This is a genomic window from Pseudomonas sp. R15(2017), from assembly GCF_002112685.1.
Lineage (GTDB): Bacteria > Pseudomonadota > Gammaproteobacteria > Pseudomonadales > Pseudomonadaceae > Aquipseudomonas > Aquipseudomonas glycinae.
The window spans coordinates 122,248-135,194 of record NZ_NEII01000014.1 but is presented as its reverse complement, the minus strand read 5'-3'; the positions used below and the strand labels follow the sequence as shown (position 1 = coordinate 135,194).

The 12,947-nt window shown below is 62.4% G+C and carries 15 protein-coding genes; 5 read left to right on the top strand and 10 right to left on the bottom strand.

Annotated features, from left to right (window positions below; translation table 11 throughout):
- Positions 1 to 10: 10 nt before the first annotated feature.
- Entirely contained in the window at positions 11 to 898 is an 888-nt protein-coding gene (locus tag CAF77_RS25330; RefSeq protein ID WP_064379134.1) for a DMT family transporter, read from the bottom strand.
- Positions 899 to 996: 98 nt separating this feature from the next.
- Here CAF77_RS25330 and CAF77_RS25325 point away from each other — a divergent pair, with 98 nt between their 5' ends.
- From CAF77_RS25325 to CAF77_RS25315, 3 genes are all read left to right on the top strand, one after another.
- On the top strand, positions 997 to 1,791 hold the full coding sequence (locus CAF77_RS25325) for a helix-turn-helix transcriptional regulator (RefSeq protein ID WP_064379135.1): 795 nt from the start codon (positions 997 to 999) through the stop codon (positions 1,789 to 1,791).
- Between the two features lie 63 nt (positions 1,792 to 1,854).
- On the top strand, positions 1,855 to 2,160 hold the full coding sequence (locus CAF77_RS25320; protein WP_064379136.1) for a PsiF family protein: 306 nt from the start codon (positions 1,855 to 1,857) through the stop codon (positions 2,158 to 2,160).
- 215 nt (positions 2,161 to 2,375) lie between these two features.
- A complete protein-coding gene (locus CAF77_RS25315) occupies positions 2,376 to 3,389 on the top strand; it encodes an AI-2E family transporter (RefSeq protein ID WP_064379137.1) in 1,014 nt (337 codons plus the stop codon).
- A 145-nt stretch (positions 3,390 to 3,534) separates the two neighbouring features.
- Here CAF77_RS25315 and CAF77_RS25310 read toward each other — a convergent pair whose 3' ends face one another.
- The gene (locus CAF77_RS25310; protein WP_064379138.1) at positions 3,535 to 4,809 is read right to left on the bottom strand and encodes an Hsp70 family protein; all 1,275 of its coding nucleotides are present in this window, start codon (positions 4,807 to 4,809) and stop codon (positions 3,535 to 3,537) included.
- 293 nt (positions 4,810 to 5,102) lie between these two features.
- Here CAF77_RS25310 and CAF77_RS25305 point away from each other — a divergent pair, with 293 nt between their 5' ends.
- Together CAF77_RS25305 and CAF77_RS25300 are read left to right on the top strand one after the other, a co-directional pair.
- On the top strand, positions 5,103 to 6,053 hold the full coding sequence (locus CAF77_RS25305; RefSeq protein ID WP_011332227.1) for a DnaJ C-terminal domain-containing protein: 951 nt from the start codon (positions 5,103 to 5,105) through the stop codon (positions 6,051 to 6,053).
- Positions 6,054 to 6,076: 23 nt separating this feature from the next.
- Positions 6,077 to 6,382: a chaperone modulator CbpM gene (locus CAF77_RS25300; protein WP_064379140.1), complete on the top strand. Its 306-nt coding sequence runs from the start codon at positions 6,077 to 6,079 to the stop codon at positions 6,380 to 6,382.
- Between the two features lie 136 nt (positions 6,383 to 6,518).
- Here CAF77_RS25300 and CAF77_RS25295 read toward each other — a convergent pair whose 3' ends face one another.
- From CAF77_RS25295 to urtE, 8 genes are all read right to left on the bottom strand, one after another.
- Positions 6,519 to 7,646: a sensor histidine kinase KdpD gene (locus tag CAF77_RS25295; protein ID WP_064379141.1), complete on the bottom strand. Its 1,128-nt coding sequence runs from the start codon at positions 7,644 to 7,646 to the stop codon at positions 6,519 to 6,521.
- A 156-nt stretch (positions 7,647 to 7,802) separates the two neighbouring features.
- Positions 7,803 to 9,503 carry an urease subunit alpha gene (gene ureC / locus CAF77_RS25290; RefSeq protein ID WP_064379143.1) on the bottom strand — a complete coding sequence of 567 codons (1,701 nt, stop codon included), beginning with the start codon at positions 9,501 to 9,503 and terminating at the stop codon, positions 7,803 to 7,805.
- Between the two features lie 143 nt (positions 9,504 to 9,646).
- Positions 9,647 to 9,955 (bottom strand): urease subunit beta, encoded by a 309-nt coding sequence (locus CAF77_RS25285; RefSeq protein WP_064379145.1) that lies wholly within the window; start codon positions 9,953 to 9,955, stop codon positions 9,647 to 9,649.
- Positions 9,956 to 10,489, bottom strand: coding sequence for a GNAT family N-acetyltransferase (locus CAF77_RS25280; RefSeq protein WP_085655590.1), 534 nt, complete (start codon positions 10,487 to 10,489; stop codon positions 9,956 to 9,958).
- Between the two features lie 5 nt (positions 10,490 to 10,494).
- A complete protein-coding gene (locus tag CAF77_RS25275) occupies positions 10,495 to 11,028 on the bottom strand; it encodes a GNAT family N-acetyltransferase (protein WP_085655589.1) in 534 nt (177 codons plus the stop codon).
- A 9-nt stretch (positions 11,029 to 11,037) separates the two neighbouring features.
- Entirely contained in the window at positions 11,038 to 11,340 is a 303-nt protein-coding gene (gene ureA, locus CAF77_RS25270; protein WP_039766748.1) for an urease subunit gamma, read from the bottom strand.
- Between the two features lie 33 nt (positions 11,341 to 11,373).
- Positions 11,374 to 12,213, bottom strand: a complete 840-nt coding sequence (locus CAF77_RS25265; protein ID WP_064379152.1) for an urease accessory protein UreD — start codon at positions 12,211 to 12,213, stop codon at positions 11,374 to 11,376.
- 30 nt (positions 12,214 to 12,243) lie between these two features.
- Positions 12,244 to 12,942: an urea ABC transporter ATP-binding subunit UrtE gene (urtE, locus tag CAF77_RS25260; RefSeq protein ID WP_064379153.1), complete on the bottom strand. Its 699-nt coding sequence runs from the start codon at positions 12,940 to 12,942 to the stop codon at positions 12,244 to 12,246.
- Positions 12,943 to 12,947 lie beyond the last annotated feature (5 nt).

The following is a 12,947-nucleotide window of genomic DNA, read 5'->3' as shown; positions in this document are numbered from 1 at the left end:
AGAGGCCAGATCAGGCGACGCTGAGTTTGCGGCCGAGCACCGTCGTCCAGCGCTCGGAAAGAATCACCCCGCCCAAGGTCAGCAAACCACCGACCAGGTGATACATCGCCAGTTGTTCCTTCAGCACTACCGCAGCAATCAGCGCGGTGATCAGCGGCAGCAGGTTGAAGAACAGCGTGGTCCGGCTCGGGCCCAGGCGCTGTACGGCCTGCATCCACGCCAGCGGCGCGAGCATCGAGGCCAGCAGGCACGCGTACAGCACCAGCGGAATGTTCTGCAGGGTCAGGCCGGTTTTCGGCGACACGGCGTACAGCGGAAACAGCACCACCACCGCCACCAGCACCTGCAAATACAGCAACACCAGCGGCGGCAGGCGCAGCTGCCATTTTTTCAGCAGGGTGCTGTAGATCGCATAGGCGAGGGTGGCGATCAGCATCATCGCGTCACCCAGGTTCACCCCGTGTTGCAGCAACGCGCCGAGGCTGCCGGACGACACTACCACCAGCACACCGGCGAACGACAGCACCGCACCGACCAGCGCACCGGCGGTCAGGCGCTGGCCGAGGCTGATGATCGCCATGGCCAGCGACATCAACGGCATCAGCGACAGGATGATGCCCATGTTGGTGGCGCTGGTCAGGGTCGCGGCGAAGTAGGCCAGGCTCTGATAGACCGCCATGCCGAGCACGCCGAGGATGAAAATCTTGCCCAGGTTCGGGCGGATCTGCGGCCAGTGCGCAATTACTTTTTTGAGCATGAACGGCGTGAACAGCACGCCGGCGAGCAGCCAGCGGTAGAAGCCGATCTCGGCGGGGAAGATCGCACCGACCGCAAGCTTGTTGATCACGGTGTTGCCGGCCCAGATGAAAATCGCCAGCAGGGGAAACGCGTATTGCATGAGAGGAGAAACCAGAACGTTGATGAACGGTGATTATCCCCTGTCTGGATGCAGGCCTATACTGCGAACCGGACAACCCGCCCCTGATTCCGGACAGCATGAACAGTAAACACATCGATCTGCTGGATTTCAGCGAACTGCCGTCGGCGGTGTATTTCCGCTATGCCGACTTCAACGCTCATGAATACGCCGCGCCGCATCGCCATCCGTGGGGCACGCTGGAATACGCGGCCCACGGCGTGCTGCATATGGATGTCGATGGCAGCCGCTTCATGTCGCCGCCGCAATACGCGGTGTGGGTGCCGCCGCAGGTCGAGCACAGTTTCTACAGTCATCAGCCGGTCAATTATCGGGCGGTGTGCCTGGCGCCGGAGGTCTGTTCCGATTTGCCGGCGCAGGCCTGCATCCTGGCGATCAGCGACATTCTCAAGGCGATCCTCAAGGACTTCGCCGCCCGTGATGTGAAGATCCCGGCGTTCGAAGCCGACCAGCGCCTGGCCCAGGTATTGGTGGATCAACTGCGCCAGGCGCCGGTTCATCAATGCTATTTGCCTTACGCCAGCAGCCCCGGATTGCTGACCATCCTCGAAACCCTGCAGGCCGAGCCCGGCAACAATCAGCCGCTGGCGCACTGGGCGGCGCAGGTGCATGTCAGCGAGCGCACTCTGGCCCGGCAGTTCGTGCGGGAGCTGGGGATGAGTTTCGGCGAGTGGCGTCAGCGCCTGCGGTATCTCGTGGCCATCGAGGCGCTGGAAAGTTCGCGCAGTGTGCAGGAAATCGCCTTCGATCTCGGCTACAGCAGCGGTTCGGCCTTCATCGCCATGTTTGCCCGGCAGGCCGGATGTACCCCGGAGCAGTATCGGCGCAGCCATCTTGAGGCTAGGAAGGTGTAACAAGCTTTGACTACACTCCAGCAGAGGCCACCTCCATCGAGGCGGCGCCAAGGAGAAAACTCCATGAAGATGTTGCGTGTCCCTTTGTTGATGATCGGTCTGCTGCTGTGCTCCCAGGGTTTCGCCGCCACGGCGCAGCAGAACAAAATGACCACCTGCAACGCCGACGCCACGGCCAAGAGCCTCAAGGGCGACGAGCGCAAAGCCTTCATGAGCACCTGCCTCAAGGCAGCCCCGGCGGCCAACGACGCCAAGGCACTGACCCCGCAGCAGGAAAAGATGAAAACCTGTAATGCCGATGCCAAGACCAAGGCGCTGACGGGTGATGCGCGCAAGACGTTCATGAGTGATTGCCTGAAGAAGAAATAAACGCCGGAGCTTTGTGGTGAGTGTGCTGGCCCCATCGCGGGCAAGCCCGCTCCCACAGGGAGTGAGGCTGTTCACGACATTTGTGTTCGACACTTAACTTGTGGGAGCTGGCTTGCCAGCGATGAGGCCCGAAAGGTCTGCCCGCATATCCCTAGTGCTCCTCTCGGATCGCTGGCAGACTGCCAATCCTTTTACGCCGTTCGTTTTGAGGCTGTATGCCAACGTTTTCTGAGCGTCATGTAGTGTTCTGGATCAGTTGCATCATCATTTTCGGCGGTCTGTTGCTGGTGTTGCCATTGCGTTTGCTGCCCAGTCTGCTGGCCGGATTGCTGGTGTTCGAACTGGTCAACATGCTCACCCCGCAACTGCAGCGGCTGATCGAAGGCCGCCGCGCGCGCTGGCTGGCGGTGGCGCTGCTGGGCACGCTGGTGGTAAGTGTGCTGACGCTGATCTTCGCTGGCGCCATCAGTTTCCTGCTGCATGAGGCGGAAAACCCTGGCGCTTCCCTCGACAAATTCATGGGCGTGGTCGACCGTGCGCGTGGACAGTTGCCGCCGTTCATCGACGCCTACCTGCCGGCCAGCGCTGCCGAATTCCGGGTGGCCATCGGTGAATGGGCGAGCAAGCATTTGTCCGAACTGCAACTGGTGGGCAAAGATGCGGCGCATATGTTCGTGACCTTGCTGATCGGCATGGTGCTGGGCGCGATCATCGCCTTGCAGCGCGTGCCGGACGTCACCAAGCGCAAGCCGCTGGCGGCCGCACTGTTCGACCGTCTGCACCTGCTGGTTCAGGCGTTTCGCAACATCGTGTTCGCGCAGATCAAGATTTCCCTGCTCAACACCTTCTTCACCGGGATCTTCCTGGCGGTGGTCCTGCCGCTGTTCGGGATCAAGCTGCCGCTGACCAAGACCCTGATCGTGCTGACCTTCCTGCTCGGTCTGCTACCGGTGATCGGCAACCTGATGTCGAACACGCTGATCACTATCGTCGGCCTGTCGCTGTCGATCTGGGTGGCGATTGCGGCGTTGGGTTACCTGATCTTTATCCACAAGCTCGAATACTTTCTCAACGCGCGCATCGTCGGCGGGCAGATCAGTGCCAAGTCCTGGGAGTTGCTGCTGGCAATGCTGGTGTTCGAGGCCGCGTTCGGCCTGCCGGGAGTGGTGGCGGGGCCGATCTATTACGCGTATCTGAAGAGTGAGTTGAAGCTGGGCGGGATGGTTTAGTAGGTGATCGTTCCCACGTCGAGGTGTCGAACCGTCTGCGTGGGAATGCATCCCGTGACGCTCCGCGTCACAGCTTCAACAGCGGACGCAGAGCGTCCATTGCGGCATTCCCACGCAGAGCGTGGGAACGATCATCAGTGCAGTGTCAGTTCACCGAGCCATAGCGTTTCATGGCCTCGATCGCCAGGCCGCTACCGATACTGCCAAAGATATTCCCTTCCACATGCCGCGCGTTCGGCAGCATCGCCGAGACGCTGTTGCGCAGTGCCGGAATGCCGCTCGAACCACCGGTGAAGAACACCGTATCGACCTGACCCACCGCCACATTGGCGTCGGCCAGCAACTGGGTGACGCTGCCGCGCACGCGCTCGAGCTGCGACTCGATGGCCGACTCGAACAACGCCCGGGTCAGTTCCACGCTCAGTCCCGACTCGATGCGATCCAGCGGAACGTGGCGACTGTCGTTGTGAGTCAGGTGGATCTTGGTTTCTTCCACTTCCATCGCCAGCCAATGGCCGGCGCGCTGTTCGATCAGCTTGAACAGACGGTCGATGCCGCCGGTGTCCTCGATGTCGTAACGCATGCTGCCCAGGGCCAGGGTCGATTTCTGCGAGTACACCGAGTTGATGGTGTGCCAGGTTGCCAGGTTCATGTGGTGGCTGGTCGGCATGAACGCGCCGCTTTTCATCCGGCTGCCGTAGCCGAACAGCGGCATCAGGCCTTGCAGGCTCAGCTGTTTGTCGAAGTCGGTCCCGCCGATGTGCACGCCGCCGGTGGCGAGAATGTCGTCGTGACGGTTATCCACACCGCGACGCTCGGGCGACAGGCGCACCAGCGAGAAGTCCGAGGTACCACCGCCGATGTCGACGATCAGCACCAGTTCTTCCTTTTCGATGGTCGACTCGTAGTCGAAGGCTGCGGCAATCGGCTCGTACTGGAACGACACGTCCTTGAAACCGAGTTTGCGCGCCACTTCCACCAGGGTGTCTTCGGCTTCCTGGTCGGCCAGCGGATCGTCGTCGACGAAGAACACCGGGCGGCCCAGCACCACCTGCTCGAACTCCCGACCGGCGGAGGCTTCGGCGCGGCTCTTGAGCTGGCCGATGAACAGCCCGAGCAGGTCCTTGAACGGCATTGCGGTGCCGAGAACGCTGGTGTCGTGCTTGATCAGCTTGGAACCGAGCAGGCTCTTGAGCGAGCGCATCAGTCGGCCTTCGTAGCCTTCCAGGTACTCGTGCAGCGCCAGACGGCCGTATACCGGACGGCGCTCTTCGATATTGAAAAAGACCACCGATGGCAGGGTGATCTTGTCGTCTTCCAGCGCGATCATCGTTTCCATGCCGGGGCGCAGCCAGCCGACGGTGGAGTTGGACGTGCCGAAGTCGATGCCGCAGGCACGGGCCGGAGAGGCGTCTTTCATGGTCTTTCGGTTCCGGTCAAAAAAACGGCCGCGCAGTGTATGTCAGTGCGCGACAGATTCGAAGGCCGGTCATCTGCTATTTCACGACTAAGCTTGCTTGAAACTCGGCGGTTTGCCCCAAACTTGCTGGCATGGGCCGGCAGACATACCGGCGGTCGCAAGAACTGCCGTCCACTGCCGATAAACTTCTGCTGCGCCACCCGGTCACAAACTTGAGATCGGTCAACCCGGCACGCGCGAATAGGCGCATGCTGGGATCGGCGCGAAATCGATAACGGATGGTGATTCCTTCGATGGACTTCAAAGACTATTACAAGATACTCGGCGTGGAGCCGACGGCTGACGACAAGGCAATCAAGGCTGCCTATCGCAAGCTGGCGCGCAAATACCACCCCGATGTCAGCAAGGAAAAGGACGCCGAGGCCAAGTTCAAGGACGCCTCGGAAGCCTACGAAGCGCTGAAAAGCGCCGACAAGCGCGCCGAATACGACGAACTGCGTCGTTATGGTCAGCACGGCCAGCCGTTTCAGGGCCCACCTGGCTGGCAGAGCCGTGGCGGTTTTGGCGGCGGCGGTGGCGACACCGGCGACTTCTCGGACTTCTTCAGTTCGATCTTCGGCAATCGCGGCCCCGGTTTCGGTGGCGGCGCTGGCCGGCAATCCCGCAGTGCCGGACGGCGAGGGCAAGACGTGGAACTGGAACTGCCGATCTTTCTGGAAGAGACGCTTTCGAACGAATCGAAGAAGATCAGCTTCCAGGTGCCGCAATACAACGGTTCGGGCCAGCACGTCAGCAACACCAGCAAAAGCCTGAACGTGAAGATCCCGGCGGGCGTGACCGACGGCGAGCGCATCCGCCTCAAGGGCCAGGGTGCACCGGGCATCGGTGGCGGCGCCAATGGCGATCTGTACCTGACCATCCGTTTCGCGCCGCACCCGAAATTCGACGTCGAAGGCGAAAACCTGATCATCACCTTGCCGCTGGCACCGTGGGAGCTGGCGCTGGGCGCCGAAGTGGCCGTGCCGACCCTGACCGGCAAGATCAACCTCAAGGTTCCGGCCGGCAGCCAGAACGGCCAGCGCATGCGCGCCAAGGGCCACGGGCTGCAGAACAAGGCCGGCGAGCGCGGTTATCTGTTCGTCCAGCTCAAGGCCGTGATGCCGAAAGCCAACGGCGATGACGTCAAGGCGCTGTGGCAGGAACTGGCGAAGAAGGCCGCCTTCAATCCGCGAGAGAACTTCTGATACTGACGACGGAGTAGCCCATCATGAGCAACCCCCTGATCGTTCAACTGGACATGGCAGAATTCTGTGAGGCGGCCGACCTGCCGGACGTCTACGTGATCGAAATCGTCGAGCACGGCATCCTCGAACCTCAGGGCACGCAGCCCAGGGAATGGCGCTTCACCGACTACGAACTGGCCCTGGCCAAACGCGCCGCCAAGCTGCGGCGCGACCTGGACCTGGAATGGGAAGGCGTCGCCCTGGCGCTGGACCTGCTGGAAGAAGTGCAGGAGCTGCGGGCCGAGAACCGGATGCTCAGGCAGCGCCTGGCGCGGCTGGTGGTCGAATAGTTCTCGGATGTGATTGAGGGCCCCATCGCTGGCAAGCCAGCTCCCACAAGTTCATCGCCGATCGAAACTTCTGTGAACTTCGCAGAACCCTGTGGGAGCTGGCTTGCCAGCGATGAAAGCGCCGCGTTTTTCCTGCTTAAACCTGTCGGGGCAGCATCACGCTGAACAGCGTGCCGTTGGCTGCGCTTGAGCTGACTTCGATCGTCCCGCCATGGGCGGTCACCACTTCCTTGACGATGAACAGGCCCAGACCCAGGCTGGTCGACGGCTGGCCGAGTTCTTCGTCGGCGCTGCGTACCAAGGGGTCGAAAATGGTGCCGATGGCCTCTTCGGAAATGGGCGGGCCGTAATTGTGCACGGTCAGAAGCACCTGCCTGGCTTCCCCCTTCAACGTCACGATCACTTCGCGCGGATCAGAGCCATGCTGCAAGGCATTGCCGATCAGGTTCTGCAGCAGTTGATCGATCCGACCAGCGTCCCAGACACCACGGGTGTCACCCTCGGTGTTCAATGTCGGGTCACTGTCCGGATTGCCGGCGCACGCTTCGGCTATGGCTGCTCGCGCTGCGTCGGCCAGGTCCATTGGCGCCGGTTCGATCGGCAGGCTTCTGCCCAGGCGGCTGCGTACCAGTTCCAGCAGGTCGCTGACCATGGCCGCCATGTGCCGCGCGCCCTGTTTGATGTTCAACGCACACGTCAGCGCATCGCCTTCCAGCGTGGTTTTGCGCATCAGCAACTCGGTGGACATGCTCACCGCTTGCAGGGGCGCGCGCAGGTCATGGCCGAGAATGGCGAGAAAAATGTCTCGTGAGCGGTTGACCTGTTCGGCATAGGCGGCGGTCGATTCGGCCAGGGCTTCGTCGATGGCTTCGTTGAAGCGGATCATGTCCTGGAAGCAGGTGGTGTCCGGTAATTCGATATGCTCGACCCAGCGTCGGATCACCACGGCGCGCAGGTGGCGAAACTCCGAGGTCATCTGTACCAGATCGAAACCGACGGTGTGGCGCAGCTCGCCATGGCTGGCTCCGGCTTCATCCAGGCTCGGGCTTTTCTCCGGGCCTTCGCCCTTGGCCTTGGCGACCTGTTCGTCGCGGCTTTGCGGTTTGCTCATGTCGCGAGCGGCGGCCCGCAGGATGGCGCTGGCGTGATCGCGCAGACCGGCCGAGTCCAGATGGTCGGCGGCCGGGGTAATGGTAGCGGCAAACTTTTCCCATTCATCGACGATTGGGTCGATATTGGCCAGGATGAACTCGGAAAGACGCATGGGCAGTTCCTGAATAAAGGCGACAGCGAATCGAATATTAGTCCCTTTGGCGAGAAATACACGACCCATTGCCCAGTGGTTTTCCAGCATCACGAAAAAGGCCCCGAGACCGTGCGTCAGGCAGGTGCTCGGGGCCTTTTTTGCGTTTGTCGGTTGTCAGAACAGGAAGTAACGCTGCGCCATCGGCAGGGTTTCGGCCGGTTCACACCAGAGCAGCACGCCATCGGCCTTGACCTGATAGGTCTGCGGGTCGACGTCGATGTTCGGCAGATAGTCGTTGTGGATCAGGTCGGTTTTCTGCACGTCGCGACAACCTTTGACCACGGCGATTTTCTTCTTCAGACCCAGCGCTTCGGGCAGTCCGGCTGCCTGCGCCGCCTGGCTGATGAAGGTCAGGCTGGTGGCGTGCAGCGAACCACCGTAACTGGCGAACATCGGGCGGTAGTGCACCGGTTGCGGGGTCGGGATCGAGGCGTTGGCGTCGCCCATCAGGCTGGCGGCGATGGCGCCGCCCTTGAGGATCAGCGTCGGTTTCACGCCGAAGAATGCCGGGCGCCACAGTACCAGATCGGCCCACTTGCCGACTTCCACCGAACCCACTTCATGGCTGATGCCATGGGTGATCGCCGGGTTGATGGTGTACTTGGCGATGTAGCGTTTGGCGCGGAAGTTGTCGTTGCCTTCACCGTCCTGAGGCAGCGGGCCGCGCTGCTTTTTCATCTTGTCGGCGGTCTGCCAGGTGCGCGTGATGACTTCGCCGACGCGGCCCATGGCCTGGCTGTCGGAGCTGATCATCGAGAACGCGCCGAGGTCGTGGAGGATGTCTTCGGCGGCAATCGTTTCGCGGCGGATGCGGCTCTCGGCGAACGCCACGTCCTCGGCGATGCTCGGGTCGAGGTGGTGGCAGACCATCAGCATGTCGAGGTGTTCGTCGATGGTGTTGCGGGTGAACGGCCGGGTCGGGTTGGTCGAGCTCGGCAGCACGTTGGCGAAACCGCAGGCCTTGATGATGTCCGGTGCATGGCCGCCGCCGGCCCCTTCGGTGTGATAGGTGTGGATGGTCCGGCCTTTGAACGCGCCGAGGGTGGTTTCGACGAAACCGGACTCGTTGAGGGTGTCGGTATGGATCGCCACCTGCACGTCGTACTGGTCGGCGACGCTCAGGCAGTTGTCGATGCTCGCCGGGGTGGTGCCCCAGTCTTCGTGCAGCTTGAGGCCGATGGCGCCGGCCTTGACCTGTTCGATCAACGGCTCCGGCAGGCTGGCGTTGCCCTTGCCGGTGAGGCCGATGTTCATCGGGAACGCATCCGCCGCCTGGAGCATCCGCGCCAGGTGCCACGGCCCCGAAGTACAGGTCGTTGCATTGGTGCCGGTGGCCGGCCCGGTGCCGCCGCCGATCATGGTGGTGACACCGCTCATCAGCGCTTCTTCGATCTGCTGCGGGCAGATGAAGTGGATGTGGGTGTCGATGCCGCCGGCAGTGAGGATCATGCCTTCGCCGGCAATCACTTCGCTGCTGGCGCCGATGGCGATGGTCACGCCGGGCTGCACGTCGGGGTTGCCGGCCTTGCCGATGGCGGCGATGCGCCCGTCCTTGAGGCCGACGTCAGCCTTGACTATGCCCCAGTGGTCGATGATCAGCGCGTTGGTGATGACGGTGTCGACCACCTCGGCCGCCAGCAACTGGCTCTGGCCCTGGCCGTCGCGGATCACTTTGCCGCCGCCGAATTTCACTTCTTCACCGTAGGTGGTGAAGTCCTGTTCGACTTCGATCCACAGCTCGGTGTCGGCCAGGCGCACCTTGTCGCCGACGGTGGGGCCGAACATGTCGGCGTAGGCTTGTCTGGAAATCTTCATTCGTTCGCCTTGGTATTGATCGTTCCCACGCTCTGCGTGGGAATGCCGCCATGGACGCTCTGCGTCCGCCGTTATGTGACGCGGAGCGTCACGGGATGCATTCCCACGCAGACGGTTCGACGCCTCGACGTGGGAACGATCAGTCAGTCGAGGTCACCCATGACCCGCCCGGCAAACCCGAACACCCGCCGGTGCCCGGCGTAATCCACCAGTTCCACCTCGCGGCTTTGCCCCGGCTCGAAGCGCACGGCCGTGCCCGCCGGAATGTTCAGGCGCATGCCACGGCTGGCGGCGCGGTCGAAGGTCAGGGCGTCGTTGGTCTCGAAAAAATGGTAGTGCGAGCCGACCTGGATCGGCCGGTCGCCGCTGTTCGCCACCTTCAGGGTGACGGTGCGACGACCGACGTTGAGTTCGATATCGCCGGGCTGGATTTTGTACTCGCCGGGAATCATTCAGTTCGCTCCTTGCAGGACTTTGTAATAGAGGGCCGTCGGGCGATAGGTGCCGTTCGGGTCGCAGGCGTAGTCGGGAATTTCCCCGGCGCGGGTGTAACCCAAAGCCTTGTAGAAATCTTCGGCGGGGGAGCCGGCCTCGGTGTCGAGGTAAAGCATGCCGCGCTTGTACTGACGTGCGGTCTGTTCCAGCGCTTGCATCAACTGCTGGCCGAGGCCGCGCCGCCGGGCGTGTTCGCGCACCAGCAGTTTCTGCACCTCGGCGCGGTTCAGGCCGTTGGCCTTCCGGCACAGGCTCAACTGAACGCTGGCCTGCACCTGTTCGTCCTTGACCACCACCCACAGCAAGACGCTGCCCTTGTTCAGGTTGTCCTGCACTTCATCGAAATAGGCGCGGGCCTGGGTGGCATCGAGGTCGGCCATGAAGCCGACGCTGGCGCCATACCCCACGGCGTCGAGCAGCAGGTCGATCAGGCCCTGACGATAGTGCGCAAAACTTTCGGCATTGACGCGTCGCAGTTGGGCGGGGTTCATCGGTATCACTCCTTGTTGGCGGGCGGTGGCTCCGCGCCAGGATTGAGGGTCAGTTGCATGAAGGTCAGGTCGAGCCAGCGGCCGAACTTGGTGCCGACTTGCGGCATCTGCCCGGTGGTGATGAAACCGGCGCGTTCGTGCAGGCGAATCGACGCGGCGTTGCCGCTTTCGATGGCGGCGACCATGACGTGCTTGCCGCAGGTTTTCGCGCGTTTGATCAACGCGTTCATCAGTTGCGGGCCGAGGCCATTGCCGCGCTGGTCGCTGCGCACGTAGACCGAGTGCTCGACGGTGTGGCGGAAACCGTCGAACGGCCGCCAGTCGCCGAACGAAGCGTAGCCGAGGGTGGTGTTGTCGGCGTTGACGATCACCAGGATCGGATAGCCCTGGGCCTGGCGTGCGCTGAACCACGCCTGACGGTTGCCGAGGTCGACGGCGGATTCGTTCCAGATTGCCGTAGTGTTGAGCACCGCGTCGTTGTAGATGTCGCGGATCGCCGGCAGGTCAGCGTGCAGGGCATCGCGGATGGTGTAGGTCATGGCACGGCCTCAGACGATCGGTTGGTGGACGGTGACCAGTTTGGTGCCGTCGGGAAACGTCGCTTCGACCTGGATCTCCGGGATCATTTCCGGGATGCCTTCCATCACCTGATCGCGGGTCAGCAGGGTGGTGCCGTAGTGCATCAGTTCGGCAACGGTCTGGCCGTCACGGGCGCCTTCGAGCAGCGCCGCCGAGATGTAGGCCATGGCTTCCGGGTAGTTGAGCTTCACGCCACGGGCCAGTCGCCGCTCGGCCACGAGGCCGGCGGTGAAGATCAGCAGCTTGTCTTTTTCGCGTGGGGTCAGGTCCATCGTTTGAAATCCATTGTCGGCAGTTGAAGAAAATCAGGTGTTCCAGATTCGGGGGGGCAGGGCTTCGCGGCCAAGCAGCGCAGGCCTGAGCAATCGCCACAGATCGATCAGCCAGGCCCGCGCCAGCAACGCTTCACTGGCCAGGCAACGGGCGACCAAAAGACCGGGCAATTGCGTCAGATCCCCGCGCACTTCGTGGCCCAGCGAGCGGCAGCGTTCCAGCAATTCAGCATCGATCTCACCGGTCACCAGCAAGGTCGCAAACACCGGATGGCCATCCAGCCCGATCGGCGAATCAAGCAAGCCGTCAGCGCCAACGATGCGCTGGCGCTCATGCCACAACAACCGGCCATCACGGCGAATATCCAGATGTGCCTGAAAATGCCCGAGGTCGAAACGCTCGCCACTGGCCGGCCGCCCGAGGGCTACCACGTCCCAGTAGAACAGCCGCGCATCGCCTTCAAGCTCAATCGAGGTCGAGAGTTCCGCCTGGGCGGCGCTGTAGACGATGGTTTCCTGAGGCAGCCATTCCAGTGTCGCGCCATCAGCGACATGCAGGTTCAGTGACTGATAAGCGGGCCCCGCCGCGCGATACCACTTGGCCGCGCCGGGGCTGGTGATCTGTGCCCAGGCGTCTTGTTCGACGCGGGCGCTGATGTCGAGCCGGTCACCGCCGGCAATCCCGCCCGGCGGGTGGACAATGATGTGCTGGCAGACCTCGGGCCCTTCGGCGTACAGATGCTTTTGCACCCGCAGCGGACCGAGGTGGCGACGACGGGTAGGGCGCGTGCAATCGCCGAAGCGGGCATAGGCCAGCTCAAGCTCGGCATGCCAGCTCGGGGTAAACAGGGCAGTCGCTAAAGGTAAGTTCATGTTTTCTGATTATCGTTAGGACGCTACAGGTTAGATCGTAACCAGTCCGCGCACACCCTCGCTTTCCATATTTTCTCCACGGCCCTGCTGCACGATCTCGCCCCGGGACATCACCAGGTATTGATCGGCCAGTTCGGCGGCGAAATCGTAGAACTGCTCCACCAGCAGAATCGCCATGTCGCCACGGGCCGCGAGCTTCTTGATCACTGCGCCGATTTCCTTGATCACCGACGGCTGGATGCCTTCGGTGGGTTCGTCGAGGATCAGCAGACGCGGACGGCTGGCCAGTGCACGACCGATGGCCAGCTGTTGTTGCTGTCCGCCGGACAGGTCGCCGCCGCGCCGCTGTTTCATTTGCAGCAGCACCGGGAACAGCTCGTAGATGAACGCGGGAACCTCTTTGGCTTCGCTGCCGGGGAAACGCGAAAGGCCCATCAGCAGGTTCTCTTCCACGGTCAGTCGGCCGAAGATCTCCCGGCCCTGGGGCACGTAGGCGATCCCGGCGTGCACCCGCTGATGCGGCTTGAACGTGGTGATCGGTTGGCCTTCCCAGTTCACCGCGCCTTCCTTGGCCGGCAACAGGCCCATCAGGCATTTGAGCAGCGTGGTCTTGCCCACGCCGTTGCGCCCGAGCAGGCAGGTCACTTCGCCGACCTTCACGTCGAAGCTCAGGCCACGCAGGATGTGGCTACCGCCGTAGTACTGGTGCAGCTTGTCGACTTGCAGCATGTTCA

Coding starts and splice junctions, on each gene's coding strand:
- ureA (WP_039766748.1), bottom strand. CDS start 11,340: ATGGACCTGACCCCACGCGAAAAAGACAAGCTGCTGATCTTCACCGCC.
- CAF77_RS25315 (WP_064379137.1), top strand. CDS start 2,376: ATGCCAACGTTTTCTGAGCGTCATGTAGTGTTCTGGATCAGTTGCATC.
- CAF77_RS25325 (WP_064379135.1), top strand. CDS start 997: ATGAACAGTAAACACATCGATCTGCTGGATTTCAGCGAACTGCCGTCG.
- CAF77_RS25310 (WP_064379138.1), bottom strand. CDS start 4,809: ATGAAAGACGCCTCTCCGGCCCGTGCCTGCGGCATCGACTTCGGCACG.
- CAF77_RS25275 (WP_085655589.1), bottom strand. CDS start 11,028: ATGACCTACACCATCCGCGATGCCCTGCACGCTGACCTGCCGGCGATC.
- CAF77_RS25295 (WP_064379141.1), bottom strand. CDS start 7,646: ATGCGTCTTTCCGAGTTCATCCTGGCCAATATCGACCCAATCGTCGAT.
- CAF77_RS25285 (WP_064379145.1), bottom strand. CDS start 9,955: ATGATTCCCGGCGAGTACAAAATCCAGCCCGGCGATATCGAACTCAAC.
- ureC (WP_064379143.1), bottom strand. CDS start 9,503: ATGAAGATTTCCAGACAAGCCTACGCCGACATGTTCGGCCCCACCGTC.
- CAF77_RS25265 (WP_064379152.1), bottom strand. CDS start 12,213: ATGAACTTACCTTTAGCGACTGCCCTGTTTACCCCGAGCTGGCATGCC.
- CAF77_RS25280 (WP_085655590.1), bottom strand. CDS start 10,489: ATGAACCCCGCCCAACTGCGACGCGTCAATGCCGAAAGTTTTGCGCAC.
- CAF77_RS25320 (WP_064379136.1), top strand. CDS start 1,855: ATGAAGATGTTGCGTGTCCCTTTGTTGATGATCGGTCTGCTGCTGTGC.
- CAF77_RS25305 (WP_011332227.1), top strand. CDS start 5,103: ATGGACTTCAAAGACTATTACAAGATACTCGGCGTGGAGCCGACGGCT.
- CAF77_RS25330 (WP_064379134.1), bottom strand. CDS start 898: ATGCAATACGCGTTTCCCCTGCTGGCGATTTTCATCTGGGCCGGCAAC.
- urtE (WP_064379153.1), bottom strand. CDS start 12,942: ATGCTGCAAGTCGACAAGCTGCACCAGTACTACGGCGGTAGCCACATC.
- CAF77_RS25300 (WP_064379140.1), top strand. CDS start 6,077: ATGAGCAACCCCCTGATCGTTCAACTGGACATGGCAGAATTCTGTGAG.